This is a genomic window from Cellulomonas sp. JZ18 (assembly GCF_009720485.1).
Classification (GTDB): domain Bacteria; phylum Actinomycetota; class Actinomycetes; order Actinomycetales; family Cellulomonadaceae; genus Cellulomonas.
Map to the genome: position 1 here is coordinate 1902157 of NZ_CP045245.1, position 24329 is coordinate 1926485.

The 24329-nt window shown below is 75.9% G+C and carries 19 protein-coding genes and 1 pseudogene; 13 read left to right on the forward strand and 7 right to left on the reverse strand.

The window, feature by feature from the left end; genetic code table 11:
• Positions 1-15: 15 nt before the first annotated feature.
• Entirely contained in the window at positions 16-1071 is a 1056-nt protein-coding gene (locus tag GC089_RS08620; RefSeq protein WP_155377352.1) for a hypothetical protein, read from the reverse strand.
• 449 nt (positions 1072-1520) lie between these two features.
• On the opposite strand from GC089_RS08620, the gene GC089_RS08625 reads away from it, so the two are divergent.
• From GC089_RS08625 to GC089_RS08645, 5 genes and pseudogenes are all read left to right on the forward strand, one after another.
• A complete protein-coding gene (locus GC089_RS08625) occupies positions 1521-2606 on the forward strand; it encodes a LacI family DNA-binding transcriptional regulator (protein ID WP_230685157.1) in 1086 nt (361 codons plus the stop codon).
• A gap of 122 nt (positions 2607-2728) precedes the next feature.
• Positions 2729-3712, forward strand: a complete 984-nt coding sequence (locus GC089_RS08630) for an ABC transporter substrate-binding protein (protein WP_155377353.1) — start codon at positions 2729-2731, stop codon at positions 3710-3712.
• A gap of 70 nt (positions 3713-3782) precedes the next feature.
• Positions 3783-5328: pseudogene (locus GC089_RS08635) on the forward strand (sugar ABC transporter ATP-binding protein).
• Positions 5325-6407 (forward strand): ABC transporter permease, encoded by a 1083-nt coding sequence (locus tag GC089_RS08640; protein ID WP_155377354.1) that lies wholly within the window; start codon positions 5325-5327, stop codon positions 6405-6407. The pseudogene GC089_RS08635 and the gene GC089_RS08640 overlap by 4 nt, the downstream one beginning before the upstream one ends.
• Entirely contained in the window at positions 6404-7462 is a 1059-nt protein-coding gene (locus GC089_RS08645; protein ID WP_155377355.1) for a sugar ABC transporter permease YjfF, read from the forward strand. The genes GC089_RS08640 and GC089_RS08645 overlap by 4 nt, the downstream gene beginning before the upstream one ends.
• Before the next feature lie 112 nt (positions 7463-7574).
• On the opposite strand, the gene sigJ is transcribed toward GC089_RS08645, so the two are convergent.
• From sigJ to gdhA, 3 genes are all read right to left on the reverse strand, one after another.
• Positions 7575-8462 carry an RNA polymerase sigma factor SigJ gene (sigJ, locus tag GC089_RS08650; RefSeq protein WP_155377356.1) on the reverse strand — a complete coding sequence of 296 codons (888 nt, stop codon included), beginning with the start codon at positions 8460-8462 and terminating at the stop codon, positions 7575-7577.
• Complete coding sequence (locus tag GC089_RS08655; RefSeq protein ID WP_155377357.1) at positions 8459-9640, reverse strand: NAD(P)/FAD-dependent oxidoreductase; 1182 nt, start codon at positions 9638-9640, stop codon at positions 8459-8461. The genes sigJ and GC089_RS08655 overlap by 4 nt, the downstream gene beginning before the upstream one ends.
• Positions 9641-9775: 135 nt before the next feature.
• Positions 9776-11113: an NADP-specific glutamate dehydrogenase gene (gene gdhA / locus GC089_RS08660; protein ID WP_155377358.1), complete on the reverse strand. Its 1338-nt coding sequence runs from the start codon at positions 11111-11113 to the stop codon at positions 9776-9778.
• 221 nt (positions 11114-11334) lie between these two features.
• On the opposite strand from gdhA, the gene GC089_RS08665 reads away from it, so the two are divergent.
• Complete coding sequence (locus GC089_RS08665) at positions 11335-11835, forward strand: transporter substrate-binding domain-containing protein (RefSeq protein WP_155377359.1); 501 nt, start codon at positions 11335-11337, stop codon at positions 11833-11835.
• The gene (locus tag GC089_RS08670) at positions 11832-12845 is read left to right on the forward strand and encodes a cation diffusion facilitator family transporter (RefSeq protein ID WP_155377360.1); all 1014 of its coding nucleotides are present in this window, start codon (positions 11832-11834) and stop codon (positions 12843-12845) included. Before GC089_RS08665 ends, GC089_RS08670 begins: the two co-directional genes overlap by 4 nt.
• Positions 12846-12873: 28 nt before the next feature.
• On the opposite strand, the gene GC089_RS08675 is transcribed toward GC089_RS08670, so the two are convergent.
• Positions 12874-13989 (reverse strand): acyl-CoA desaturase, encoded by a 1116-nt coding sequence (locus GC089_RS08675; protein ID WP_155377361.1) that lies wholly within the window; start codon positions 13987-13989, stop codon positions 12874-12876.
• Positions 13990-14231: 242 nt separating this feature from the next.
• On the opposite strand from GC089_RS08675, the gene GC089_RS08680 reads away from it, so the two are divergent.
• Complete coding sequence (locus tag GC089_RS08680) at positions 14232-15413, forward strand: glutamate--cysteine ligase (RefSeq protein WP_196250871.1); 1182 nt, start codon at positions 14232-14234, stop codon at positions 15411-15413.
• Positions 15410-16846, forward strand: a complete 1437-nt coding sequence (locus tag GC089_RS08685) for a M20/M25/M40 family metallo-hydrolase (RefSeq protein WP_230685158.1) — start codon at positions 15410-15412, stop codon at positions 16844-16846. The genes GC089_RS08680 and GC089_RS08685 overlap by 4 nt, the downstream gene beginning before the upstream one ends.
• A gap of 18 nt (positions 16847-16864) precedes the next feature.
• On the opposite strand, the gene GC089_RS08690 is transcribed toward GC089_RS08685, so the two are convergent.
• Positions 16865-17323 (reverse strand): ATP-binding protein, encoded by a 459-nt coding sequence (locus GC089_RS08690; protein ID WP_230685159.1) that lies wholly within the window; start codon positions 17321-17323, stop codon positions 16865-16867.
• Positions 17320-19485 carry a SpoIIE family protein phosphatase gene (locus tag GC089_RS08695; protein WP_155377362.1) on the reverse strand — a complete coding sequence of 722 codons (2166 nt, stop codon included), beginning with the start codon at positions 19483-19485 and terminating at the stop codon, positions 17320-17322. The genes GC089_RS08690 and GC089_RS08695 overlap by 4 nt, the downstream gene beginning before the upstream one ends.
• A 277-nt stretch (positions 19486-19762) precedes the next feature.
• On the opposite strand from GC089_RS08695, the gene GC089_RS08700 reads away from it, so the two are divergent.
• The 4 genes from GC089_RS08700 (at position 19763) to GC089_RS08715 (ending at position 24315) form a co-directional block, all read left to right on the forward strand.
• Positions 19763-21163 (forward strand): family 43 glycosylhydrolase, encoded by a 1401-nt coding sequence (locus tag GC089_RS08700; protein ID WP_155377363.1) that lies wholly within the window; start codon positions 19763-19765, stop codon positions 21161-21163.
• Positions 21160-22161, forward strand: coding sequence for a hypothetical protein (locus GC089_RS08705; RefSeq protein WP_155377364.1), 1002 nt, complete (start codon positions 21160-21162; stop codon positions 22159-22161). Before GC089_RS08700 ends, GC089_RS08705 begins: the two co-directional genes overlap by 4 nt.
• Before the next feature lie 103 nt (positions 22162-22264).
• The gene (locus tag GC089_RS08710; protein WP_155377365.1) at positions 22265-23692 is read left to right on the forward strand and encodes a serine/threonine-protein kinase; all 1428 of its coding nucleotides are present in this window, start codon (positions 22265-22267) and stop codon (positions 23690-23692) included.
• Positions 23689-24315, forward strand: a complete 627-nt coding sequence (locus GC089_RS08715) for a hypothetical protein (protein ID WP_155377366.1) — start codon at positions 23689-23691, stop codon at positions 24313-24315. Before GC089_RS08710 ends, GC089_RS08715 begins: the two co-directional genes overlap by 4 nt.
• The last annotated feature ends 14 nt before the right edge of the window (positions 24316-24329 follow it).

The window sequence follows — 24329 nt, forward strand, 5'->3', positions numbered from 1 at the left end:
CGTCGCCGCCCCGTCTCAGACCGCGGCGCCGACGCCCACGGGCGGGACCACGGAGAACGGGAACAGCCGGAGCACCGGCGCGACCGCGTTGCCGACGTCCTCACCCGTCCGCGCGTCGCCGAACGCGCCCCCGATGGCCTTGCCCACGGTGCCCGCGAGCCCGGACAGCAGGTTGCCGAACAGCCCGGCCGGGACCAGGACCAGCTCCTCCTTCGCGCCCGCCTCCGTGCCGGGCACGGCCGACGCGGGCTGCAGCTCGCTCGGCAGGGCCTGGAACGGGATCCAGCTGAGGATCGGTGACACGGCGTTGCCGACGTCCTCACCGGTCCTCGCGTCGCCGAGGGCACCGCCGATGGCCTTACCCACCGTGCCCGCGAGCCCGGAGAGCAGGTTCCCGAAGAAGCCGGCGGGCAGCACGATCAGCCGCTCGTCCTCCGCGGTGGTGCCCTGCGGGCCGGTCGACTGCGGCACGACCTCGGGCGGGACCTCGGAGAACGGCACGAAGCGCGAGATCAGGGTCCCCGCGGTGTCGCCGATCGTCCGGCCCGTGCTGCCCCCGACCATGCCGCCCACGGTCTTGGCCAGACCGCCGAGCAGGTTGCCGAAGAAGCCGGCGGGGACCAGGACCATGTCCTCCTGCGGTGCGGCGGGCGCGTCGGGGCCGGCGCTCGCGGGCACGACGTCCGGCGGCACCACCTGGAAGGGCATCATCCCGCCGAGCACGCCGCCGGCGGCCTTGCCGATGGCCGACCCGGCCTGCTCGTTGCCGAACCACTTGCCCACGGTGCCGCCGAGCAGCCCGCCGCCGAGCCCGCCGAGGAGCCCGCCGAGGAAGCCCGCGGGCACGAGGACGACGTCCTCGTCGGTGCCCGCGGTGGGCGTGGGCCCTGTGGCCGACTGCGGCTGGACCCCCTGCGGGACGACGGCGAACGGGAGCCCGCCGACGGCGCGCTCGATGCCGCGCCTGATCTGGTCGGCCGCACCCCCGGCCGGCGCCGGCAGGGTGGGGGAGACGTAGCGGGAGACGAGGCCCTTGAGCGCGTCGCCCAGGAAGGACGCGGGGACCACCACGAGCGGGTCCGCACCCGTGGTGCCGCCACCTGCCGTGGTCGCCGGGGACGGGCGGGCCGCGCCGTGCCGCTCGTGCGTGCCGGTGGGACCTTCTTGCTGATCGTGCCTGCCATCGTGACTCCCTCGTCGCTGGTGCCGGCCCGGTGGGCCGCGCTGAGGTCCTCACTGTCGTGCGGGTCCACCGGGGTGTCGTGAGTGCCGGGTTACTCATCCGGGGCGGGTGAGAGGGCTGCGCGGGGCGGCGGTAGGTGAGGTGTACCCGCGGGGCGGGGGCGCAGGGCGGACGCCGGGCGGGGCGGGCCGGCGCACGGTGATCGCCCGCCGGAGGGCGGCGACGGGACGGGTTGCTTCCGTGCGGGACCGCGCCCTGTTAGCGTTCACAGGGATCCGGCCGCCGGCACCCGCTGTACGGTGGCGTGCAGGCCGCACGGTGACGGGAAGAGTCGAGGGTGACGCGCAAGACCACGAGCGAGCCGGTCGTCGCGCCCGCGGCCGTCCCGGAGCACCCGGCCCCGGCGGGGCGCCCGCCGGCGATGGGCGACGTCGCCCGGCTCGCGGGCGTGTCCCACCAGACGGTCTCGCGCGTGCTCAACGACCACCCGCACGTGCGCGCCGAGACCCGTGACCGCGTCCTGTCCGCGATCCAGCAGCTCGGCTACCGCCGCAACACCGTGGCCCGTGCGCTCGTGACGCGGCGCACCGGCGCGATCGGCGTCGTCACCGAGGACTCGCCGCTGTACGGGCCGACGATGACCCTCATCGCGCTCGAGAACGCCGCCCGCGGCCAGGGCATGTACGTGTCGGTCGCGACGGTGACCCGGTGGGACGTCGCCACGGTGCGCGCCTCGCTCGAGCACTACCTGGACCAGGGCGTCGACGGGGTCGTCGTCATCGCCTCGCACGACGAGGCCGTGCGTGCGGTGCGCTCGTTCCCCGCGCGCGTGCCCGTCGTGATGATCGGCCCCGCAGAGCTCGACGGCGACGTCCCGACCGTCGCGGTCAACCAGTACGCGGGCGCGCGGCTGGCGACGCGGCACCTGCTCGACCTCGGCCACACCGACGTGCTGCACGTGAGCGGGCCGTCCGTGTGGCTGGACGCCCGCTCGCGGGCGCGCGGGTGGCACGACACGATGCTGCAGGCGGGTCTGCACCCCCGCGACCCGGTGCCCGGCGACTGGACGGCGTCCACCGGCTTCCGCATCGGCAAGGAGCTGCTCGAGCGGGACCGGGCGGGCGCGGACCGCCTCCCGACGGCCGTCTTCGCCGCGAACGACCAGCTCGCGCTCGGGCTGCTGCACGCGTTCGCCGAGTCGGGCGTCCGCGTGCCGCACGACGTGTCGGTGGTCGGCTACGACGACGTCGAGGGCGCCGCGCACTTCTTCCCGCCGCTGACGACGGTGCGGCCCGACTTCGTCGAGCTGGGACGCCGGTGCCTGGACCAGCTCGTGGCGGCCATGGCGGGCGAGCCCGCGGAGCCCGTGCTCGTGCGTGCGTCGCTCACCGTGCGCGCGAGCAGCGGGCGCCCGCGCACCTGACGTCCGCACGCGGGGCAGGACGCGTGACCGGATCGTGACCGACGAGTCTTGACCGGCATGTTGTGAACGTTAACAATCGGCGGGTCGGACATCGCGGTCCGAACCGGCTCAAGGAGGAGTTCATGTCTCGTCCCGCGTCCCTGCGCACCCGCCTCGCCGCCCTCGTCGGCCTCGGCGCGGCGCTCGCCCTCGGTGCCTGCAGCAGCAGCGGTGGGGCCGACGCCGGCTCCGACGGCGGCTCGGGCGGCGACCTCATCCGCGTCGGCTTCTCGCAGCTCGGTGCCGAGAGCGGCTGGCGCACCGCCAACACGGAGTCCGTGAAGGCGAGCCTCACCGAGGAGAACGGCTTCGACCTCAACTTCGTCGACGCCCAGCAGAAGCAGGAGAACCAGATCAAGGCCCTGCGCGACTTCGTCGCCCAGGACGTCGACGTCATCGCGTTCTCCCCGGTCATCGAGACCGGCTGGGACGAGGTCCTGCAGGAGATCAAGGACTCCGGGATCCCCGTCGTCCTGGTCGACCGCACGGTCGAGACGTCGGTGGAGGACCCGTTCGTCACGTGGATCGGCGCCGACTTCGAGCAGGAGGGCCGCACCGCGGGCGAGTGGGTGGCGGAGAACGCCCCCGACGCCAAGGTCTTCGAGCTGCAGGGCACGCTCGGCTCCGGTGCGCAGGTCGACCGCGAGAAGGGGTTCAACGAGGTCGTCGGCGACCAGGTCATCGGCAGGGCGTCCGGCAACTTCACGCGCGCCGAGGGCCGCACGGCCGTCGAGGCGGCACTGCAGGCGTACCCGGAGATGGACCTGATCTTCACGCACAACGACGACATGGGCCTCGGCGCCATCGAGGCCATCGAGGCCGCGGGCAAGGTGCCCGGTCAGGACATCCAGATCGTGTCCGTGGACGGCGTGCGCGACGGCCTGCAGGCGCTCGTCGACAAGAAGTTCAACTTCGTCGTCGAGTGCAACCCGGTGTTCGGGGACCAGCTGGCCGAGCTCATCACCAAGGTCGCGAACGGCGAGGACGTGCCGGAGACGACGATCGTCGAGGACAAGTCCTTCGACCAGACGATCACGCAGGCCGAGGTCGACGCCCGCCCGTACTGACCGTCCGCGGGGCCGGCCGCACGTGCGGCCGGCCCCGTGCCGCGACCCTCCGTCCGAGGAGAGGACACCGATGTCCGACAGGAACGCGCAGGCGGACGACGCCGTCGTGCGGATGACCGGGATCACGATCACGTTCCCCGGGGTCAAGGCGCTCGACGGCGTCGACCTCGTGCTGCGCCGCGGCGAGGTGCACGCCCTCATGGGCGAGAACGGCGCCGGCAAGTCCACGCTCATCAAGGCGCTCACCGGCGTCTACCGCGTCGACTCCGGGGGCATCGCCGTGGACGGGCAGGAGCTGCGCTTCGACGACCCGAGCCAGGCGCAGGCGGCGGGCATCAGCACCGTCTACCAGGAGGTCAACCTCTGCACCAACCTCACCGTGGCCGAGAACGTCATGCTCGGCCACGAGGTGCGGCGCGGCCCGTTCGTCGACTGGCACGCGACGCGTCGCGAGGCGCGGCGCTACCTGCAGCGCCTGAACCTCGACATCGACCCGCGCTCGCCGCTCGCGGCGCACAGCATCGCGGTGCAGCAGCTGTGCGCGATCGCGCGGGCGCTCGTCGTCGACGCGAAGGTCCTCATCCTCGACGAGCCGACCTCGAGCCTCGACAAGGCGGAGGTCGCCGAGCTGTTCCGCGTCGTGCGGACCCTGCGCGACGCGGGCGTGGCCATCCTGTTCGTCTCGCACTTCCTCGAGCAGGTCTACGCCCTCTCCGACCGCATGACGGTGCTGCGCAACGGCCGGTTCGTCGGCGAGTTCCGCACCGCCGAGCTGTCCCGGCGCGACCTGATCTCCCACATGGTGGGCCGCTCGGGGAGGCGCTGGCGGGGATCGAGGAGCAGGCGAGGACCGCGGTGACGACGCACTCCTCGCGCGAGACGCCGCTGCTGACGGGCGTGGGGCTGGGCAAGGACGGCTCCGTCGAGCCGTTCGACCTCGACCTGTACCCGGGCGAGATCGTCGGGTTCGCCGGTCTGCTCGGATCCGGGCGCACGGAGGCGGCGCGCCTGCTGACCGGTGCCGACCGTCCCGACCACGGACACCTGTCGCTGCAGGGCACCCCCGTGCGCCTGCCGACCCCGCTCGCGGCGCTGCGCCGCGGCATCGCGCTGTCGACCGAGGACCGCAAGAAGGAGGGGTCATCGGCGACCTCACGGTCCGCGAGAACATCGCGCTCGCGCTGCAGGCCAGCCGCGGCACGTGGCGACGCATCCCGCGCCGCGAGCTCGACGAGCTCGTGCAGAAGTACGTGGTCGCCCTCAACATCAACCCGCCGAACCCCAACGCGCTCCTGCGCAACCTGTCCGGCGGCAACCAGCAGAAGGTCCTGCTGGCCCGGTGGCTCGCGACCGCACCGCGGCTGCTCGTGCTGGACGAGCCGACGCGCGGCATCGACATCGGCGCCAAGACGGAGATCCAGCGGCTGGTCACCGAGCTGGCCGCGGACGGCATGTCCGTCGTCTTCATCTCCTCCGAGCTGGAGGAGGTGCTGCGGCTCAGCCAGCGCGTCGTCGTCATGCGCGACCGGCAGAAGATCGCCGAGGTCACGAACGGCGACGACGTCACGACCGAGACCGTCCTCGAGACCATCGCGAGCAGCGGGGTGCACGCATGACCACGTCCACGGCCCACGTGCCCGGCGGCCGCGCCGGGACGATCTGGCGCGAGGTGACGCAGCACGGGCTGCTGTGGCCGAGCGTCGCGCTCGTCGTCCTGCTGCTCGCGTGCGGCGTCAAGAGCCCCGGCTTCCTCGACGTCACGCTGCGCGACGACCACCTGTACGGCCAGCTCGTCGACCTGCTGCGCAACAGCGCGACGCCGCTGCTGCTGGCGCTCGGCATGTGCCTGGTCATCGCGACGGGCGGCATCGACCTGTCCGTCGGCGCGGTGATGGCGATGTCGCTGGCCGTGTCGCTGACCTACCTCGACGGCGCCGCCGACCCCAGCAGCCCGGTGACCGTCGCGACCGCCCTCGCGCTCGGGCTCGGGCTCGGTGCCGTCGCCGGCGCGTTCAACGGCTTCATGGTCGCGGCGCTGGGGATCCAGCCCTTCATCGCCACCATGATCCTCATGGTGGCCGGGCGGGGCGTCGCGATGCTCATCACGGAGGGGCAGATCACCACGGTCACCAGCCCGCCGTTCAAGTCGCTCGGCTCCGGGTTCGTGCTCGGCGTCCCGACGCCCGTCGTCATCGCCGTCGCGGTGTTCGTCCTCGTGACCCTCGCCGTGCGGCGCACCGCGCTCGGGATGTTCCTCGAGTCGATCGGCATCAACCGCGAGGCCAGCCGCCTCGCGGGCGTCAAGGCTCGGTCGACGACCTGGACCGTGTACGTGATCGCCGGCCTGCTCGCCGGGCTCGCGGGCATCGTCTACGGCGCACCCACGATGGCGGCGGACGCCAACAACATCGGCCTGCTGCGCGAGCTCGACGCGATCATGGTCGTCGTCCTCGGCGGCACGCGGCTCGACGGCGGCCGGTTCCACCTCGGCGGGCTCGTCGTCGGCGCCCTGCTGCTGTCCGCGCTCGAGCGCGCGGTGATCATCTTCGAGCTGCCGAGCCAGACCACGCCGCTGTTCAAGGCGGTCGTGCTCATCGCGGTCTGCGTGGCGGCGTCCCCCTACCTGCGCGGCCGGCTGAGGACACCCCGTCCCGGCGCCCGCGGCGCGCAGCGACCCGTGGAGGTGGCGGCATGAGCACCGACCAGCTGACCCGCCCGGCCCCGCGGGGCACGGGTCCGCGCGCGTCCGTCGACCGCGTGCGCGGCTACCTCGGCCGCGTCGACCGCCGCTTCCTGCCCGTGCTCGGCACGGTCCTGACGCTGCTGATCATGCTGGGCGTCGGGCAGAGCCGGTACAGCACCGACCGGGCGTCGTTCCTCAGCATGAAGCTGCTGTCGAACCTGCTCATCGACAACTCGTACCTGCTGGTGCTCGCGGTCGGGATGACGTTCGTCATCCTCGCCGGCGGCATCGACCTGTCCGTCGGCGCGGTCGTCGCGCTCGTCGGCCTGGCGACCGCGAAGCTCTTCACCGCCGGGCTGCCGCTGCCGGCCGTGCTGGTGGTCGGCGTGCTCATCGGCACCTCCTGCGGCCTGCTCATCGGCGTCATGGTGCAGGTGTTCGACATCCAACCCTTCATCGCCTCGCTCGCCGTGATGTTCCTGGCCCGCGGCCTCGCGAACGTCGTCAGCACCAACTCCCTCGCGATCGACGACCCCGGTTTCTCCGCGCTCGCGTCCTGGAGCCTGAAGTTCGGCGAGGGACGCGGCCTCTGGCGCATCAACGCCAGCATCCTCATCGCCCTCGCCGTGCTGCTCGTGGCCGTCTACCTGCTCCACTACACCCGCTTCGGGCGCACCGTGTACGGGCTGGGGGCGGGCGACCGCGGCGCCGCCGTGACGCTCATGGGCCTCAAGCCGGCGCGCACGCGCGTGTGGGTCTACGTCATCAGCGGCACGTGCGCCGGCATCGCCGGGATCCTCTTCGCGCTCTACACGAAGTCCGGGTTCAACCTCACGGGCATCGGCATGGAGCTCGACGCGATCGCCGCCGTCGTCATCGGCGGGACGCTGCTGTCCGGCGGTGTCGGGTTCGTGCTCGGCACCGGGGCGGGCGTGCTCGTGTACGGGCTCATCCAGGTGCTCATCGCGCGCGAGGGCCTCGACTCCTGGTGGACGCGCGTGTTCATCGGCGGCGTGCTGCTCGCGTTCGTCGTGCTGCAGCGCGTGATCGCGGTCCGGCGCCGCTGAGCGGGGGCCGCCGCAGCGCTCGGGCGCGGCCCCCACGTGGCCGGGTTCGAGCCCGGTCGGGGCACGACCCGTGGCCGGGTCGACGCGGCCTGACGCGCCGGCCCGGCGGTCGTCACGACCGGGACGGGCCGCCCGCCCCCGCGGCGGAGCCGAGCTTGTCCGGGTTGCGCACGAGGTAGACGCCGGTGACACGCCCGTGCACGTCGACGCCGAGGGCGACCGTGAGCTCCAGCCGCGCGCCGGCGTGGACGAGCACGCCCGGACCGCCGTTCACCGTGCCCAGCTCCACGCGCAGGCCCGCCTCGGCGCCGGCCGCGACGCCCAGGACGAAGCGGGCCACGTCGTCGGCGCCGTGCACGGGGCGGCGCGCGGCCGAGACCTTGCCGCCGCCGTCGGAGACGAGCACGACGTCGGGAGCGAGCAGACCGACCAGCCGCTGCGCGTCGCCGGCGGCCACCGCGGCGACGAACGCCTCCAGCACGGCCGCGTCCTCGGCGGGCCGCGGGGGACCGCCGGCCGCGGCCCGGACGCGGGCGCGGGCCCGGTGCACGAGCTGGCGCACCGCCTCCTCGCTGCGGTCCAGCGCCCGCGCCACGGTGGCGTACGGCAGCTCCAGCACGTCGCGCAGCACGAGCGCCGCACGCTGCTCCGGCGGGACGTCCTGCAGCAGCACCGACAGCGCGTACGTCAGCTGCTCGCGCACGAGCAGCCGGCGCAGCGGGTCGTCCGCGACGACGGGCTCGGGCAGCCAGGGACCCGGGTACTCCTCGCGCCGGCGGGCCCGGGAGCGCACCGCGTTCAGCGCGGTACGGGTGGCCATGGTCGCGAGGTAGGCGCGGGGGTCGTGCACCGTCGCGGGGTCCACCTCCCGCCAGCGCAGGTAGGTGTCCTGCGCGACGTCCTCCGCGTCCGCGCGCGTTCCGAGCACCTGGTAGGCGACGGCGACGACCGTCGCACGGTGCGCGGCGAACAGCGCGTCGCCGTCGGTCGGGGCGCTCACGCGTCCGCCGCGACGGACGGGCCGGGTGCCGACGCGCCGGGCACCGCCGGGCCGGGCACCGGGGTGCGGTAGCGCCCGGGCCGGCGGGCCTCGGCGGCGAGCCACGAGACGGTCGCGCGGCAGATGCCCTCCTTCACCCAGCCCGCGGGCCGGCCGCGGACCGCCCAGGGCCGGGGGGCGTCGTCGCGTCCCACGAACCGCACGTGCCCGTGCCCCGCACCGAGGTCGAGGCACAGCGCGGCGAAGCCGACGTCCAGCGGTCGCGGCGGCACGCCCGCGACCCGTGCGAGGACGGTGTCGGCTGCGTGCGCGCCGAGCGGGATCGCGGCCGCGCAGGACATGCGCAGGTGCGCGCCGCGGGGGCTGTCGACCACGACGGCGTCGCCGGCGCCCACGAGGTGGTCGTGGCCCGGGACGGTGAGCGTCTCGTCGACGAGGAGGCGGCCGTCGGGCGCGACGGGCAGCCCGCTGTCCGCCGCCAGGCCCGGCACGGTGAACCCGACGGTCCACACGGTGACGGGCGAGGCGGCGCGCGTGCGGCCGTCGACGGCCGTGACCGCACCCGTGGTGGGGTCGACGGTGCCGGCGACGACGTCCACGCGCAGCCGCGCGAGCCGACGCGCGACCGCCGGCTCACCGGCGGGCGGGCCGGCCGGGTCGACGACGGTCACGGACAGGTCCGGCCGGGCCACGGCGACGGCGCACGCCACCTCCAGACCCGTCGGGCCGGCGCCCGCGACCGTGACGGCCTCGCCGGGGGCCAGGTCCGCGATCGCCGCGCGGGTGCGTTCCGCGCCCGCCGTGTCCGTGACCGAGTGCAGGGCGCCGGCGCGCGCGCCGCTGCCGACCGCGAGCACGGCGTGGTCGTACGGCACGCGAGCGCCGTCGTCGAGCAGCACGTGGCGCGTCGCGGTGTCGAGCCGCACGGCCCGCGCCGTGACGCGCCGCACGCGCGGGTGCAGCACGTCCGCCCAGTCCCGGCCCGCGGACGCGCGCGCACCCGCGGCGACGGCGTGCAGCCGGATCCGCTCGGTGAACCGCGGCGCCGGGTCGACGAGCACGACGTCGACCGGCGCCGGCACGCCGACGCCACCGGACCGCCGGGCGAGCAACCGGTTGGCCGCCATCACCCCGGCGTACCCGCCCCCGACCACCACGACACGCACCGTTCCCGACATACGTCCTCCCTCGACTCGTCCCGACACGAGGGGGACACCGGCCGGCCCCGCGCGTGACGGACCGGCGGTGTGCCGTCGCTCACACCCGCGCCGGGCGGCGACCGGCACCGTGTCCGGGAGCGGGTGCTGGTGCGGTCAGATCACGCCGAGGGCGACGATCGCGTCCGCGACGCGCAGGAAGCCGGCGATGTTGGCGCCGAGCACGTAGTTGCCCGGCGCGCCGTACTCCTCGGCGGTCGCGGCGCAGCGGTCGTGGATGCCGACCATGATCTCGGTCAGGCGCTCCTCGGCGTGCTCGAACGTCCACGAGTCGCGGGACGCGTTCTGCTGCATCTCCAGCGCGGAGGTGGCCACCCCGCCCGCGTTGGCCGCCTTGCCGGGGCCGAACAGCACGCCGGCCTCCTGCAGCAGCGCGACCGCCTCGGGGGACGTCGGCATGTTCGCCCCCTCGGCGACCGCGACGACGCCGTTGCGCAGCAGCGTCTTCGCGTCCTGCTCGAGCAGCTCGTTCTGCGTCGCGCACGGCAGCGCCACGTCCACGGGCACGTCCCAGACGCTGCCGTCGGTGACGAGGCGCGCACCGGGACGCTCGGCGACGTAGTCGGCGGCGCGCCCGCGGCGCACCTCCTTGACGTCCTTGAGCAGGGCGAGGTCGACGCCCGCCTCGTCGACGACGTAGCCGGAGGAGTCGGAGAACGTCACGACCTGGGCGCCGAGCTGCTGCGCCTTCTCGATGGCGTGCACGGCGACGTTGCCGCCGCCGGAGACGGACACCCGCAGGCCCTCGAGGTCGCGGCCGGCGGTGCGCAGCATCTCCTGCGTGAAGAGCACCGTGCCGTACCCGGTGGCCTCGGTGCGCACGAGCGACCCGCCCCAGGCGACGCCCTTGCCCGTGAGCACGCCCGACTCGTAGCGGTTGGTGATGCGCTTGTACTGCCCGAACAGGTAGCCGATCTCGCGGCCGCCGACACCGATGTCGCCCGCGGGCACGTCGGTGTGCTCCCCGAGGTGGCGGTACAGCTCGGTCATGAAGGACTGGCAGAACCGCATGACCTCGCCGTCGGAGCGGCCGCGCGGGTCGAAGTCCGAGCCGCCCTTGCCGCCGCCGATGGGCATGCCGGTCAGCGCGTTCTTGAAGATCTGCTCGAAGCCCAGGAACTTGACGATCCCGAGGTAGACCGACGGGTGGAACCGCAGGCCGCCCTTGTACGGCCCGAGGGCCGAGTTGTACTCGACGCGGAACCCGCGGTTGATCTGCACGCGGCCGGCGTCGTCGACCCACGGCACGCGGAAGATGACCTGACGCTCCGGCTCGCACAGCCGCTCCAGCACGGCGGCGTCGGCGTACCGCGGGTGCTTGCGCACGACGGGGCCGAGGGTGTCGAAGACCTCGCGCACCGCCTGGTGGAACTCGACCTCACCCGGGTTGCGCCGGAGCACCTGCTCGAACACCGGCACCAACGACTGGTCCACACGTCCTCCACACTGCTGCCCCTCGCGGCGGCGCCGCCGAACCGCGGCATTGCACCACGCCGTCGGGCTGTGGCGCGCATTCGGTTCATTGACCGAAACGCCGTGCGTCCCGCCGGGCGGCTCCGGGACCGCGCCGTCCGCCGGGGCGGACGGGCCGCTGACCTGCGCGGACGGCGCACCCGTCCGGTTGCGGAACGGGCCCGGTGGGCTTCACTGGCGGCATGCGACGGACGACGGCGCTGGTGAGCGCGGTGCTGGTGGTGCTGACGGCGGGGTGCGGGGTGACGGTACCCACCGACCCGGAGGGCACGCTCGAGCGGGTGCGGGGCGGGCAGCTGCGCGTGGGCGTGACGGTGCGCGAGCCGTGGACCAGCCTCCCCGACGGTGACGACGCGCCGCCCGAGGGCCGCGAGGTGGACCTGGTCGTCGCGTTCGCCGAGCACCTCGACGCGGAGGTGGAGTGGCAGGTCGGCAGCGAGGAGCAGCTCGTCGCGGCCCTCGAGGAGGGGGACGTCGAGATGCTCGTCGGCGGCCTCACCGCGTCCTCGCCGTGGTCCTCCCGCGTCGCCCTGACCCGTCCCTACGTGACGGTGCCCGACGAGCACGGGGACGAGGAGAACCACGTCATGGCGACGCGCGCCGGGGAGAACGCGTTCCTCGTCGAGCTCGAGCGCTTCCTCGTCGCGCAGGACGTCCAGCAGGACGTGGGGGGCCTGCCGTGACCCGCCGGTTCGGCAGTACCGAGCTGCCCGCCGAGCAGGAGCAGGCGCTGCGCCGTGCCGTGCGCCTGGCGTGGCTGACGATCGGGTTCCTGGTCACGGCGATCGTCCTCATGTACCTCGTCATGGGCAGCTCGCAGGCCATGCGCACCGCGTGGGCGGAGGACCTGCTGTCCCTCATCCCGCCCACCGCGTTCCTCGTCGCGACGCACGTGACCCGACGTCGGCCCAGCCCGCGCCACCCGTACGGGTACCACCGCTCCGTGGGGGTCGGGCACCTCGTCGCCGGTACCGCGCTGCTGACGATGGGTGCGCTGCTGGTGTGGGAGTCGGCGAGCTCGCTGCTCGCGCAGGAGCACCCGCCGGTCGGCGTCCTCGTCGTGCTCGACCAGCCGGTGTGGTCGGGGTGGCTGATGATCGCGGTGCTCGCGTACACGGCGGTGCCGCCCGTGCTGCTCGGGCGCGCCAAGCTGCCGCTGGCGCGCACCCTGCACGACCGCGTGCTCTACGCGGACGCCGACATGAACCGCGCCGACTGGCTCACCGCGGTCGCCGGCATCGTCGGCGTCCTCGGGATCGGCGTCGGCCTGTGGTGGGCGGACGCGACGGCGGCGCTGGTGATCTCCTTCTCGATCCTCAAGGACGGCGTGAGCAACGTCCGGACCGCGACGGTGGCGCTCATGGACGCGCGCGCGACCACGGTCGACGGGGACGAGGTGCACCCGCTCGTCGCGCAGGTCGACGCCCACCTCGCCGGGGTGCCGTGGGTCGCCGACGGGCGGGTGCGCCTGCGCGACGAGGGGCACGTCTTCCACGCCGAGTGCTTCGTGGTGCCCCGCGCCGGGCACGCACCGACCCTCGAGGACCTGACGGCCCTCGTGCGCGACGTGAGCGACCTGGACTGGAAGCTCCAGGACGTCGTGGTCGCCCCGGTGCCCGTCCTGCCCGAGGAGCTGGAGAGCCGGACGGCGACCGGCGGGGACGACCGCAGCACGCGTCACGACGCGGCGTGAGCCCGGCCGCGACGCCGTCGCGACGCGGTCAGCGGGTCGTGCGCAGCTCGGCCGCGAGCGGGCACCGGAACGGGTCCGCCGCCGCCAGCCCCACCTCGTTGAGGTGACGCACGACGATCCGGTAGGACTCCGCCAGGCCGGTCTCGGTGTACGGGATCCCGCGCTCGGCGCAGAAGCGCCGCACCAGGGGGCGCACCCGCCGCAGCGACGGGCTCGGCATGCTCGGGAACAGGTGGTGCTCCACCTGGTGGTTCAGGCCGCCCATGAGCAGGTCGACCCACCGGCCCCCGGTGATGTCGCGGCTCTGCAGCACCTGGCGCCGCAGGAAGTCGACCGGGGCCGAGGCGGGCAGCACGGGCATGCCCTTGTGGTTCGGCGCGAAGCACGCCCCCATGTACACCCCGAAGACGCCGAGCTGGACGGCCAGGAACGCCACGCCCATGCCGAACGGCAGCAGCCAGAACACGAGCGCCAGGTAGCCCGCCAGCCGGGCGGTCACGAACGCGATCTCGACCGGGCGCCGCTTGACCGGTCCGCGGCCGAGGAGGGTGCGCACGCCCGACACGTGCAGGTTCAGGCCCTCCAGGAGCAGGAGCGGGAAGAAGAACCACCCCTGCCGCCGCGCGAACCAGCCGACCACCCCGGTGCGCGGCCGCTCGAGGTTCGCGGTGGTGTAGACGAGGACCCCGGCGCGGATGTCCGGGTCCGCCCCGACCGTGTTGGGCTTCGCGTGGTGCCTGCTGTGCTTGTGGTTCCACCACCCGTAGCTCATGCCCGCGTACAGGGTCGCGATGACCAGCGCGGCCCACTCGTTCCACCGCCCGGACCGGAAGATCTGGCGGTGGGCCGCGTCGTGCCCCAGGAACATGACCTGGCCGAGCACCACCGCGAGCACCGCGGCCACCGCGAGCTGCCACCGCGTGGGGCCGAGCAGCACGAAGGCCGTCACCACGCCCGCGAGCAGGAGGGTCAGCACCGCGAAGCGCGTCCAGTAGTACCCGAGACGCCGGCGCAGGAGCCCCGCCTCCTGGACCGCGCGCATCAGCTCGGTGAAGTCGCTGACGTGGCGGTCGCGTGCCGGGCGGGCACGCCCCTGCCCCGAGGGCGAGACCACGCCCCCGACGTCGTCCGTGGTGCGCGTCATGGGTCACCTCTGGTCGCCGAAGGTCCGTCGCGTCGGACGGTCGCGCCGCGCCGCCCGCGACCAGACCAGCACACCGCGGCCGCCCGCGCGCGCCGGCGCCCGGGCCGGCCCTGGTCCGCGACGTGCGGGCGCGCCGTTCGACGAGCGGGACCACGGGCCGGGTGCGAGCCTGGAGACGCTTCGACGAGACCGTCCGGAAGGCGGCGGCGTCCCCGTCCGCACCACCCCGGGAGCCCTGCGCCATGTCTCTCGCCCCCGTCTCCGCCCCCGCCGCCCGCACCGCACCCGGTGCCGACGCCGCCGCGCCCACGCTGCGCACGGTCGGGGTGGAGGAGGAGCTCCTCCTCGTCGACCCGCGCACCGGACGCACCGTGCCGGGCGGCCCGGCCGTCACCCGGTGGGCGGCGCCCGCCGGGTCCGACGCGCCCGGCCCGGTCGCCGGCGTCGTGGTCCCGCTCGAGAGCGAGCTGCAGCAGGAGCAGGTCGAGACCGCCACCCCGCCGCGCACCGCCATGGCCGACGTGGCCGAGGACCTGCGCCGGCTGCGGCGGGCCGCCGACGCGGCCGCCCGGTCCGTCGGGGCCCGCGCCGCCGCCCTCGCGACGTTCCCGCTGCCCGTCGCGCCCGTCCTCACGCCCGACCCGCGCTACGAGGCGATCGCGGCGCACGTGGGGCTGACCTGTGCCGAGCAGCTGACGTGCGGGTGCCACGTGCACGTCGCGGTCTCCTGCGACGAGGAGGGCGTGGCGGTGCTCGACCGCATCCGGCCCTGGCTGCCGGTCCTGACGGTCGTCGCCACGAACTCACCCTTCTGGCAGGGCGCCGACACCGGGTACGCGGGCTACCGGACGCAGGCGTGGAACCGCTGGCCGGGGACGGGCCCGGCGGACCCGTTCGGCTCCGCCGCGGCCTACCACGCCGTGGTCGCGGAGCTCATCGCCACGGGCACCGTCCTCGACGAGGCGATGGTCTACTTCGACGCCCGCCTCTCGGCGCACTACCCGACGGTCGAGATCCGGGTGCCCGACGTGTGCCTGGACGTCGCGGACACCGTCCTCGTCGCGGCGCTCGCGCGGGCGCTCGTCGACACCGCCGCCGACCGGTGGCGCGCCGGCGAGCCGGTCCCCGCCGACCCGACGTGCGTCCTGCGGATGGCGGCGTGGCGCGCGAGCCGGTCGGGGACCGCGGACGACCTCGTGGACCCCGCGACCCACCGGCTGCGACCCGCGCCCGACGTGCTGGCGGCGCTGCTGGACCACACACGCGACGCGCTCGCGGCGGCGGGTGACCTCGCCGTCGTCGAGCAGGGGCTCGACCGCGTCCTGACCCGCGGGACGGGCGCACGGTGGCAGCGCGGCGTGGCGCAGGCGACGGGCCGCCTCGAGGACGTCGTCGCCGCTGCCGCCGAGCGGACCGTCGCGTGAGCACTGCCGCCCAGGGCGACGGCGGCGTCGCCCTCGAGGACCTGCACGCCTACGTCGCGGAGCACCTGGACGACCTCGTGCACCACCTCGTCGGCTGGGTCCGGCTGCGCTCCGTCGCGGGGATGCCGGAGCACCAGCCCGACCTGCAGCGGTCGGCGAACTGGCTGGCCGGGGTCCTGCGGGACACCGGTTTCCCCCGCGTCCAGGTGTGGGAGGTCGAGGGCGGGGCCCCCGCGGTGTACGCCGAGTGGTGCGCGGCGCCGGACGCCCCGACCGTCCTCGTGTACAGCCACCACGACGTGCGGGCCGCCAGGGACGACTCGTGGGGCCAGGTGCCCCCGTTCGAGCCCGCGCTGCGCGACGGCCGGCTGTGGGGCCGCGGCACCTCCGACGCCAAGGGTCAGGTGCTCTGCCACGTGTGGGGCGTGCGCGCCCACCTGGCGGTGACGGGCCGCACCGCTCCGGCGGTCAACCTCAAGGTCCTCGTCGAGGGGGAGGAGGAGGCGGGCTCCGAGCACCTGGCCGGGCTGCTCGAGGAGCACCCCGAGGCGACCCGGGCCGACGTGGTGATGCTCTCGGACACCCTGCTGTGGCGCGCGGACGCCCCCGCCGCGTGCGTCGGCCTGCGCGGGCTCGTGACGGCGACACTCGAGGCGACGGGGCCGGGACGGGACGTGCACAGCGGCGCCGTCTCCGGTGTCGCACCCAACCCGGTGCACGCCGTCGCGCAGCTGGTCGCCGGCCTGCACGACGAGGACGGGCGCGTCACCCTGCCCGGCTTCCACGACGACGTCGCCCTCCCGTCGGACGACGAGCGCGCCGCGATCGCGCGCCTGCCCTACAGCGACGAGGACTGGCTCGAGCGCTCGGAGACGACGAGCGTCGGGGGAGAGGCGGGCTGGGCGCCGCTCGAGCGGCTGTGGCTGCGCCCCGCCGCCGAGGTGCTCGTCCTCACGGCCGGGGACGTGCAGGGCCCCGCGCGGGGCGCCGTCCCCTCGGTCGTCACCGCGTCCATCAGCATCCGCACCGTGCCCGACCAGCGCGTCGAGCGCGTCGCCGACCAGCTGCGGACGTGGGTCGCGGACCGGATGGGCGACGGAGTGCGCTACGAGCTCTCGGTCCCCGTCGAGAGCGGCCAGGAGCCCTACCGCACACCGGACGACCTGCCCGCGCTCGCGGTGCTGCGGGCGGCGATGGCGGACGGCTTCCGCGCCGACGAGGTCGGGACCATGCGCAACGCGGGCGGCTCGCCGGCCTCGCTGCTGCACGGCACGACCGGCGCGCCGGTCGTCTTCTTCGGCACGGGCCTGCCCGAGGACCACTGGCACGACAGCGACGAGAGCGTCCGCGTCGACATGCTGCACGCGGGGACCGCGACCCTCGCGTCGTTCGGGCAGCGGCTCGCCGCGGCCGCCGGTCCGGGCACGTCCTGACCTCGTGCCGCCACGGGGTCAGCCCGCGGGGACCTGCGCCCAGACGTGCTTCGTCGTCCGGGTCGTGTACCAGCCGACCTCGTCGGCGAGCCGGCGGGCGATGAGCAGGCCGAAGCCGCCGTCGCCGGGGGCGCGCGCCCCCGACTCCACCGGCGCCGTCCCCGCGTCGTGGTCGGCGACGTCCAGCAGGTAGCGCCGCCCGTCGGTGCGCAGCTCGACGACCGTCGGGGCCCGCCCGTGGCGCAGCGCGTTGGTGGCGAGCTCGGACACCAGCAGCGTGACCTGGTCCGCGGTCCGGCGCGCGGCACGGTCCGCCGACGCGTGCGCGGACACGGCCTCGCGCACCGCGTGGCGCAGCCCGGCGAGGCCCGAGACGTCGTCGACCTGCCAGCGGCCGAGCAGGCGCAGCCCGCGAGGCGGGCGCCGCGACGGCAGCGCCCTGTCCCGCGCGGGGCGGCGGTCGGCGACCGGGCTCACGACGCGCCCCCCGCGTCCGCGTCGGCCTCGTCGGCGAGGTCTGCCGGCAGGCGCCGCGGTCCGGCCGCGTCCGGCCGCGGGGCGTCCTCCGGGTACGCGCGCACCGCGAGCAGCGCCACGTCGTCCTCGCTGCCCGAGGCGAGGTCGGCGATGAGCCGGTCGCACAGCTCCTCGAGGGGCAGGTGCGCGAGCCGCTCGGCGGCCTCGCGCAGGCGCTCGACGCCCACGGTGAGCCGTTCCCCGCGCCGCTCGACGAGGCCGTCGGTGTACAGCACGACCGTCGAGCCCGGGTGCAGCAGGGCGGTGTGGTCGTGGCGCTCGACGTGCGCGCGCAGGCCCAGCAGCAGGTCCGCGGGCCGGGTGAGCAGCTCGGCACGTCCGTCGGGGTGCAGCAGCAACGGCGGCAGGTGCCCGGCGTTCGACCACCGCAGCCGGCGCAGCCCCCGCGCCGCGAGGTCCGCCGGCTGCTCCACCTTCGCGAGGATGCCCGTGCTGATCGCCCCCACCGCGAGGTCCTGGATCGCCCAGTCCAACGAGGACAGGATCTGCGCGGGGGCCTGCACGACGGCGTGCGCACCGCCGCGCAGCACGTTGCGCAGCTGCGCCATCGACACCGCCGCCCGCAGGTCGTGCCCGGTGACGTCGCCGATGACCAGGCACGTGCTGCCGTCGCGCACGAGGAACGCGTCGTACCAGTCCCCGCCGATCTGCGTCGCGGCGACCGCCGGCACGTACCGCGCCGCCAGGTGCAGGTGGTCCGGCTCCGGCAGCTCCGTGAGGAGGCTGCGCTGCAGCTCCTCCGCGAGGTCGCGGCGCGCGGCGTGCAGGTGCGCGTTGTCCAGCGCGAGGCCGATCTGCGCCATCACCTCGCGCAGCGCGGTGAGGTCGGCGTCCGTGAAGCCGCCGCGTGCCGCCGTGCGGCCCAGCGTCAGCAGCCCGCGCGTGTGCCCGCGGCCGCGCAGGGGCATGACGACGATCGCCTCGGGCGCGAGCCGGGTCAGCAGGTCGTGCGCGGGCCCCTCCTGGACGAGGTCCCCCGGCCCGGGCAGGCCGGTCCGCAGGGCGTGCGAGCCGCCCGCGAGCACCTGCGCCACCAGCGAGCTGCGCGTGAGCGCCGGGACCCGCACGGCCCGGTACCGGTCGAGCACGGGCTGCAGCCACGGGTCGGCGTGCATCGCCGCGACGTCCCGCAGGCGCGACTGCCACCCGCCGTGCCCCTCGTCCAGCAGGCTCGCGATCGCGAAGTCCGCGACGGCCGGCACGAGGTGGGGGAGGACCGCCTCCAGGGCCCGGACCGGGTCGAGCACCTCGACCAGCTCGGTCGCGACCGACGCCAGCAGCTCCGAGCGCTCCCGTGCGCGCTGGGCCGTGTCCAGGGAGCGCCGCCGCTCGGTGACGTCCGTGAAGTAGACCGCCACGCCGCCGCGTTCGGGCACCGCCCGCACCTCGTACCACCCGTCCAGGGGCGCGGGGTAGTACGCGTCGAAGACGACGGGCTCGCCCGTGCGCACGACGCTGCGGTAGCTCTCCTCGAACCGGGTGCCCACCGCGGCGGGGAACAGCTCCCACACGACGCCGCCCAGCAGCTGCTCGCGCGGGCTGCCGAGGATCCGCTCGGCCTCGGCGTTGACGTAGCCGAACCGCCACTGCGGGTCCAGCCAGTAGTAGCCGACGGTCATGTCCTCCAGGACGCGGTGCACCCGCTCCTCGCCCGCCCGCAGCGCGGTGGTGTCGGTCGTGACGCCGACGACCTGCCCGGCCGTGCCGTCGGGCCCGGCCAGCGCCCGACCGCGCGCCGTCAGCCACCGCCGGGTCCCGTCCGGGCGCAGCACCCGGAACTCCGCCTCGTACACGCCGCACGTGGCGACGGCCTCGTCGAGCGCCCGCATCACGGGTGCGACGTCGTCCGGGTGCAGGCGTGCGGTGAAGGCCTCGATCGTCCCGCCGAACGTCGACCCGTCGTACCCGAACGCCTCGAGCAGGGCGTCGTCCCACTCCAGCGCGCCGGAGGACAGGTCCCAGCGGAACGTCCCGAGCCCGGCGGCCCGCGCGGCGGACTCGAGCAGCGCCCGCCGGGGCTCGGCGTCCACGGGCACGCCGTCGCCTCGCGGCGCGGGCGCCGCCTCCGGCGCGTCGTCCGCACCGGCGACCGGGTCCTGCATGTGCCTGTCTCCTCCACCGGACGTGTGCTCGTGGACGCCGACCGGCGCCCGGGACGCGCGCACCGGTGCTCCACCGGGCACGCGGCCGCCGCACATCATCCCCCGTCGCGGGACCTGCGCGCGCGCACGGACGGGTGGCGCGTCCCGCCCGGGGCCCGGTCGACCGCCGCCACCCGCCGGCCGGGACCCGCGAGGAGCGTGCACGCTCGGGTGGCGCCGCGGTGGCCGCAGGCGTAGAGAGGGAGTCCCGGACCGTCCCGCAGAGAGGGAGCCTGCGATGGAGCAGAGCGCCCGACGTACGCCGTGGCCCGTCGTGGCCCTCGTCCTCGCCCTGACCCCCGTGGGCGCCCTCACGAGCGCGTCGCCCGCCGCCGCCGGCGTCCACGCCGTGCGGGGACCCGGACCGGGCGACCGCGGCCGCCCGACCACGTACGCCAACCCCGTCGGGTCGGGTGCGGCCGACACGTTCGCCGACCCCGCCGTCATCCGCGGCCAGGACGGCTGGTGGTACGCGTACGGCACGACGGACCCGCTGCGCGAGGGCGAGGGCGTGCGGCACCTGCTGCCCGTCACCCGGTCCCGTGACCTCGTGCGCTGGGAGCACGTCGGCGACGCGTTCACCGAGCAGACCCTGCCGGCGTGGGCCGACACCGACCCCGCGGGCCCCGCCGCCTTGTGGGCCCCCGACGTCCGGTACGTCGACGGCGAGTACCGGCTGTACTACGTCGTCACGCGCACGACCCTCACGCCCGGCACCGACGACAGCGCGATCGGTGTCGCCACCGCCCCGAGCCCGACCGGGCCGTGGACGGACTCTGGCGACCCCGTCGTCGACCCCCGGCCCGGCGGGGGAGGCCCCGAGGACTTCCTGTGGACCTACGACCCGCACCACGTCACCGCCCCCGACGGCACGCAGCACCTGGTGTACGGCTCGTACTACGGCGGGATCTGGGTCACCGCGCTCGACCGCACCGGCACCGAGGCCGTCGGCGAGCCCGTGCAGCTCGCGGTCGACAACAAGTACGAGGGCGCGTACGTCGTGCACCGGGACGGGTACTGGTACCTGTTCGCCTCGTCCGCCAACTGCTGCGCGGGCCCCACCACCGGCTACTCCGTGCACGTCGGGCGGTCCGCCTCGCTCACGGGCCCCTACGTCGACCGGGACGGCGTGCCGCTCCTGCAGTCGCGCGCGGGCGGCACGCCGGTGCTCGTGCAGAACGGCAACCGCTGGGTCGGCGCCGGCCACAACGCGCTCGTGACCGACCTCACCGGCCAGGACTGGGTCGTCTACCACGCGATCGACCGCGAGGACCCCTACCTGGACGGCACCGACGGGGTGAACGAGCGGCCCATGCTCCTCGACCGCCTGGACTGGGTCGACGGGTGGCCCGTCGTGCGCGGCGGCGTCGGCCCGTCCGAGGGCCCGCAGCCCGGACCCCTCGCCCCGGGCCGCGCCGCCACCGGGTTCGAGCCCGCCGCCCGCGCGGCGTGGCGTGGCGCGGCGTGGCGCACCGTGCCCGACGACCCCCAGGGCGGGACCCACGCGCTCGCGCGCCGCGCCGGCCCGCTCCTGCTGCACCACGCGCCGGCCGGACCCGTCCGGGTCGAGGCCGACGTCCGGCTCGAGCCGGGGCCGTCGGCGGCGTCGTCGCCGGCGCCACGGGGCACCGGCTCGTGACGCGTACCCGGTCCGACGGCACGCCCGACGGCGGACCCGACGGCGGGCGCACGCACCCGCGCGGCGTGCGCGCCCTCGTCGACCCGACCGCCGGCGTGCTCCGCCTCGACGCGGCCGGGCGCGAGGCCGCCGTCCCGCTGCCGCCCGGCGTCGACTGGTCGACCTGGCACGCCCTCGTCCTCGAGGTCGACGGCCGCAGCGCCCGCGCCGAGCTCAGCCACGCCCGGCTCGGCGACCCGCTCGCCGTCGCCACCCTCGACCTGCGGCGCACGACGCACCCCCGTGCCGGCACGGCCGGCGCCGTCGCGCTCACGGCGGGCGTCCGCGTCGACGACCTCAGCGCCCTGCCGCCCGCGCCGCCGACACCCGCGCCGTCCCCGCTCCCGGAGCCCGGGCACCTGGTCGCCGACCTCACCTTCGACGCCGGCACGGGCCCGGGCTGGACCCCGGTGCGCGACCCCCGCGTCACCGTCGAGGACGGCGACCTCGTCTGGCCGGTCGAGCAGGCCGACCTGGTCGGCCCCGGCGGCACCGCCGGTCTGCTGCTGCGCGACGCCCCCGCCGGGGACTGGACCGCCGAGACGGTCGTGCGGCTCGACCTCGGCGTCGACACCGTGCGCAACTACCAGCAGGCCGGTCTCGTCGTGCACGCCCACGACGACCTGTTCGCCCGCCTCTCCCACGTCGCGATCTGGAACACGCGGCAGACCGAGCTCGGGCACGAGCGGCCGTTCGCCGACCGCACGTCCTACGGCGGCACCATCGTGGGTCCGCCCGGCGATCGCACGTGGCTGCGTCTCGTCCACCGCACCGACGCGGCGGGCGAGCGCGAGGTGCGCGCGCTGACCCGCACCGACACCACCGGCTGGGCCGTCGGCGGCGTCTGGACCTTCCCGCCCGGCACGCCCCTGCGCGTCGGCCTGGCCGCGCACGGCTGGAACGGCACCGACCCGCGGGCCGTCGCCCGCTTCGAGCACCTGCGCCTCTGGCAGGACTGACCCCCGCACCGCCCCACCCGCCCCACCGCCCGCCGCCACGGGCGACGTCGTCCGCCCAGCGCCCGACGTGCCGGTCGGCGCGCCGTCGCCTACCGTCGGAGGAATGTTGGACGGTGCGTCAGGTCGCTCGCGCACGTCGTGGACCGACGGCGCACCCGCGCACGACGGCCCGGTCGTCCTCGGTGACCGTTACGTCCTCGAGGACGTGCTCGGCCGCGGCGGGTCGGGCGTCGTGCACCGTGCGCGCGACCAGGTCCTCGGCCGCGAGGTCGCCGTCAAGGTCCTGCCGGCCGTCCCCGGCGACAGCGACGAGCTGCGCCGTCACGAGGCCGAGATCGGCGTCCTCGCCCGCCTGCGGCACCCCGGCCTCGTCCGGCTCTTCGACGCCGACTCCGTGCCGCTCGACGGCGGCCTGGTCCAGGCCTACCTCGTCATGGAGATCGTGCGCGGGCCCAGCCTCGCCGACCGGCTCCGGCAGGGGCACCTGACCGCTCGCCAGACCGCCGCCGTGGGGCGCGTCACCGCCGAGGCGCTCGCGGTCGTGCACGCGCAGGGCGTCGTGCACCGCGACGTGAAGCCGGGCAACGTCCTGCTCGTCGACGACGCGTGCCTCGACGTCGAGCCGGACGACGTGCACGAGTGGCGGCCCGCGCGGCTCGTCGACTTCGGGATCGCCCGGCTCGCCGCCGCCACGCGGCTCACCGTGACCGGGACGGTCCTCGGCACGGTCGCCTACCTCAGCCCCGAGCAGGCGGTGGGCGGCGAGGTCGGCCCCGCGTCCGACGTGTACGCCCTGGGCCTGGTCCTGCTGGAGGCGGTGACGGGGCGGCGTGCGTTCAGCGGCACGACGGCCGAGGTCGCCGCCGCCCGCCTCACGCGCGACCCGGAGGTGCCGGCCGACCTCGACCCGGGCCTGCGCGCCCTGCTCGGTGCGATGACGCGGCGCCGGCCCGAGGACCGACCCTCCGCGCGGGAGGCCGCGCAGGCGCTCTCCGACGTCCTCGAGGGCGTCGCGTGGCAGGAGGCGACGCGCGCGTTCGCCGCCGCGGCGCCGGACCCGCGGTCCGGGCCGGCGACGGACGACGAGCCGACGGTCGCGGCACCGGTGGTCGTCCCGGGGGCCGCGGCGACCCCGGCCGAGCGGCGCGCCGCGGAGGCGCTGCTCGAGGACGGGCTCGCCGCACCGGGCGACGACGCGGGGCGGACACCGCCAGCTGCCACCGCGCGCCCGGCGCAGGACGACGGTGCCGAGCAGGACGCCCGTCGTGACCCGCGCACGGGGCCCGTCGCAGGTGCCCGCCCCGGTCCGGACCGTCCCGCCACGGCACCCGTGCGCGCCGCGCCGGCCGCGCGTCCCGGGCGGCGGCGCGCGGCGCTCGTCGTCACCGCCGTGCTCGCGCTGGGCGGCACGGTCGCCACCGTCGGCGCCGTGCAGGCGTCGCAGCCGCCGCCGGAGCCGCCGGCCTACCCCGTGGTCGACGGACCGCTCGGCGACGCGCTCGACCGGCTGCAGCGGAGCGTGGCGCCGTGAGCGCGGTCCGCGGCCGCGCCCGTGCCGGCGTCGCGGCCGTCGTGCTCGCCCTCGTCCTCGCGGGCTGCGCCGCCGGCGACGTCGACGCGCGCCGCGCCGGCCTGCTCCAGCAGGACGTGCTCGCGGTCACCGCGGCGGCCGCCGAGGGCCGCCTCGACGCCGCGGCGGTGCTGCTCGAGCGTCTGCGTACGGAGGTCGACGACGCGCACGGCGACGGGGACCTGTCCGACGAGCGGCACGACGAGGTGACCGCCGCGCTCGACGACGTCGCGGCGCAGCTCGAGGCGGGGCTGGCCGCGCAGGCGGCCGCCGCCGAGGCGGAGGCGGCCGCGGCACGCGACGCGGCCGTGGCGGCGGCGGTCGCGGAGGCGCAGGCCCGCGCGTCCGCCGCCGAGGAGAGCGCGCGGCAGGCCGCCGCCCGCGAGGCGGCGGCGCAGGAGGCGGCGCTCGAGGCGCAGCGGCGGACCGAGGACGGGTCGGGGGCGGCCGACCACGGGAAGGCCGAGGAGCGTGCCCGAGAGGCAGCCGAGAAGGCGGCGGAGAAGGCGCGCGAGGTCGCGGAGAAGGCGGCGGAGAAGGCGCGCGAGGCGGCGGCCCGCCGGGGCCCGGGCGAGGACGGCTGAGCGCGCCGGCCCAG

Coding starts and splice junctions, on each gene's coding strand:
- GC089_RS08665 (WP_155377359.1), top strand. CDS start 11,335: ATGCGACGGACGACGGCGCTGGTGAGCGCGGTGCTGGTGGTGCTGACG.
- GC089_RS08630 (WP_155377353.1), top strand. CDS start 2,729: ATGTCTCGTCCCGCGTCCCTGCGCACCCGCCTCGCCGCCCTCGTCGGC.
- GC089_RS08675 (WP_155377361.1), bottom strand. CDS start 13,989: ATGACGCGCACCACGGACGACGTCGGGGGCGTGGTCTCGCCCTCGGGG.
- GC089_RS08680 (WP_196250871.1), top strand. CDS start 14,232: ATGTCTCTCGCCCCCGTCTCCGCCCCCGCCGCCCGCACCGCACCCGGT.
- GC089_RS08655 (WP_155377357.1), bottom strand. CDS start 9,640: ATGTCGGGAACGGTGCGTGTCGTGGTGGTCGGGGGCGGGTACGCCGGG.
- GC089_RS08640 (WP_155377354.1), top strand. CDS start 5,325: ATGACCACGTCCACGGCCCACGTGCCCGGCGGCCGCGCCGGGACGATC.
- GC089_RS08695 (WP_155377362.1), bottom strand. CDS start 19,485: ATGCAGGACCCGGTCGCCGGTGCGGACGACGCGCCGGAGGCGGCGCCC.
- GC089_RS08645 (WP_155377355.1), top strand. CDS start 6,404: ATGAGCACCGACCAGCTGACCCGCCCGGCCCCGCGGGGCACGGGTCCG.
- GC089_RS08710 (WP_155377365.1), top strand. CDS start 22,265: ATGTTGGACGGTGCGTCAGGTCGCTCGCGCACGTCGTGGACCGACGGC.
- GC089_RS08700 (WP_155377363.1), top strand. CDS start 19,763: ATGGAGCAGAGCGCCCGACGTACGCCGTGGCCCGTCGTGGCCCTCGTC.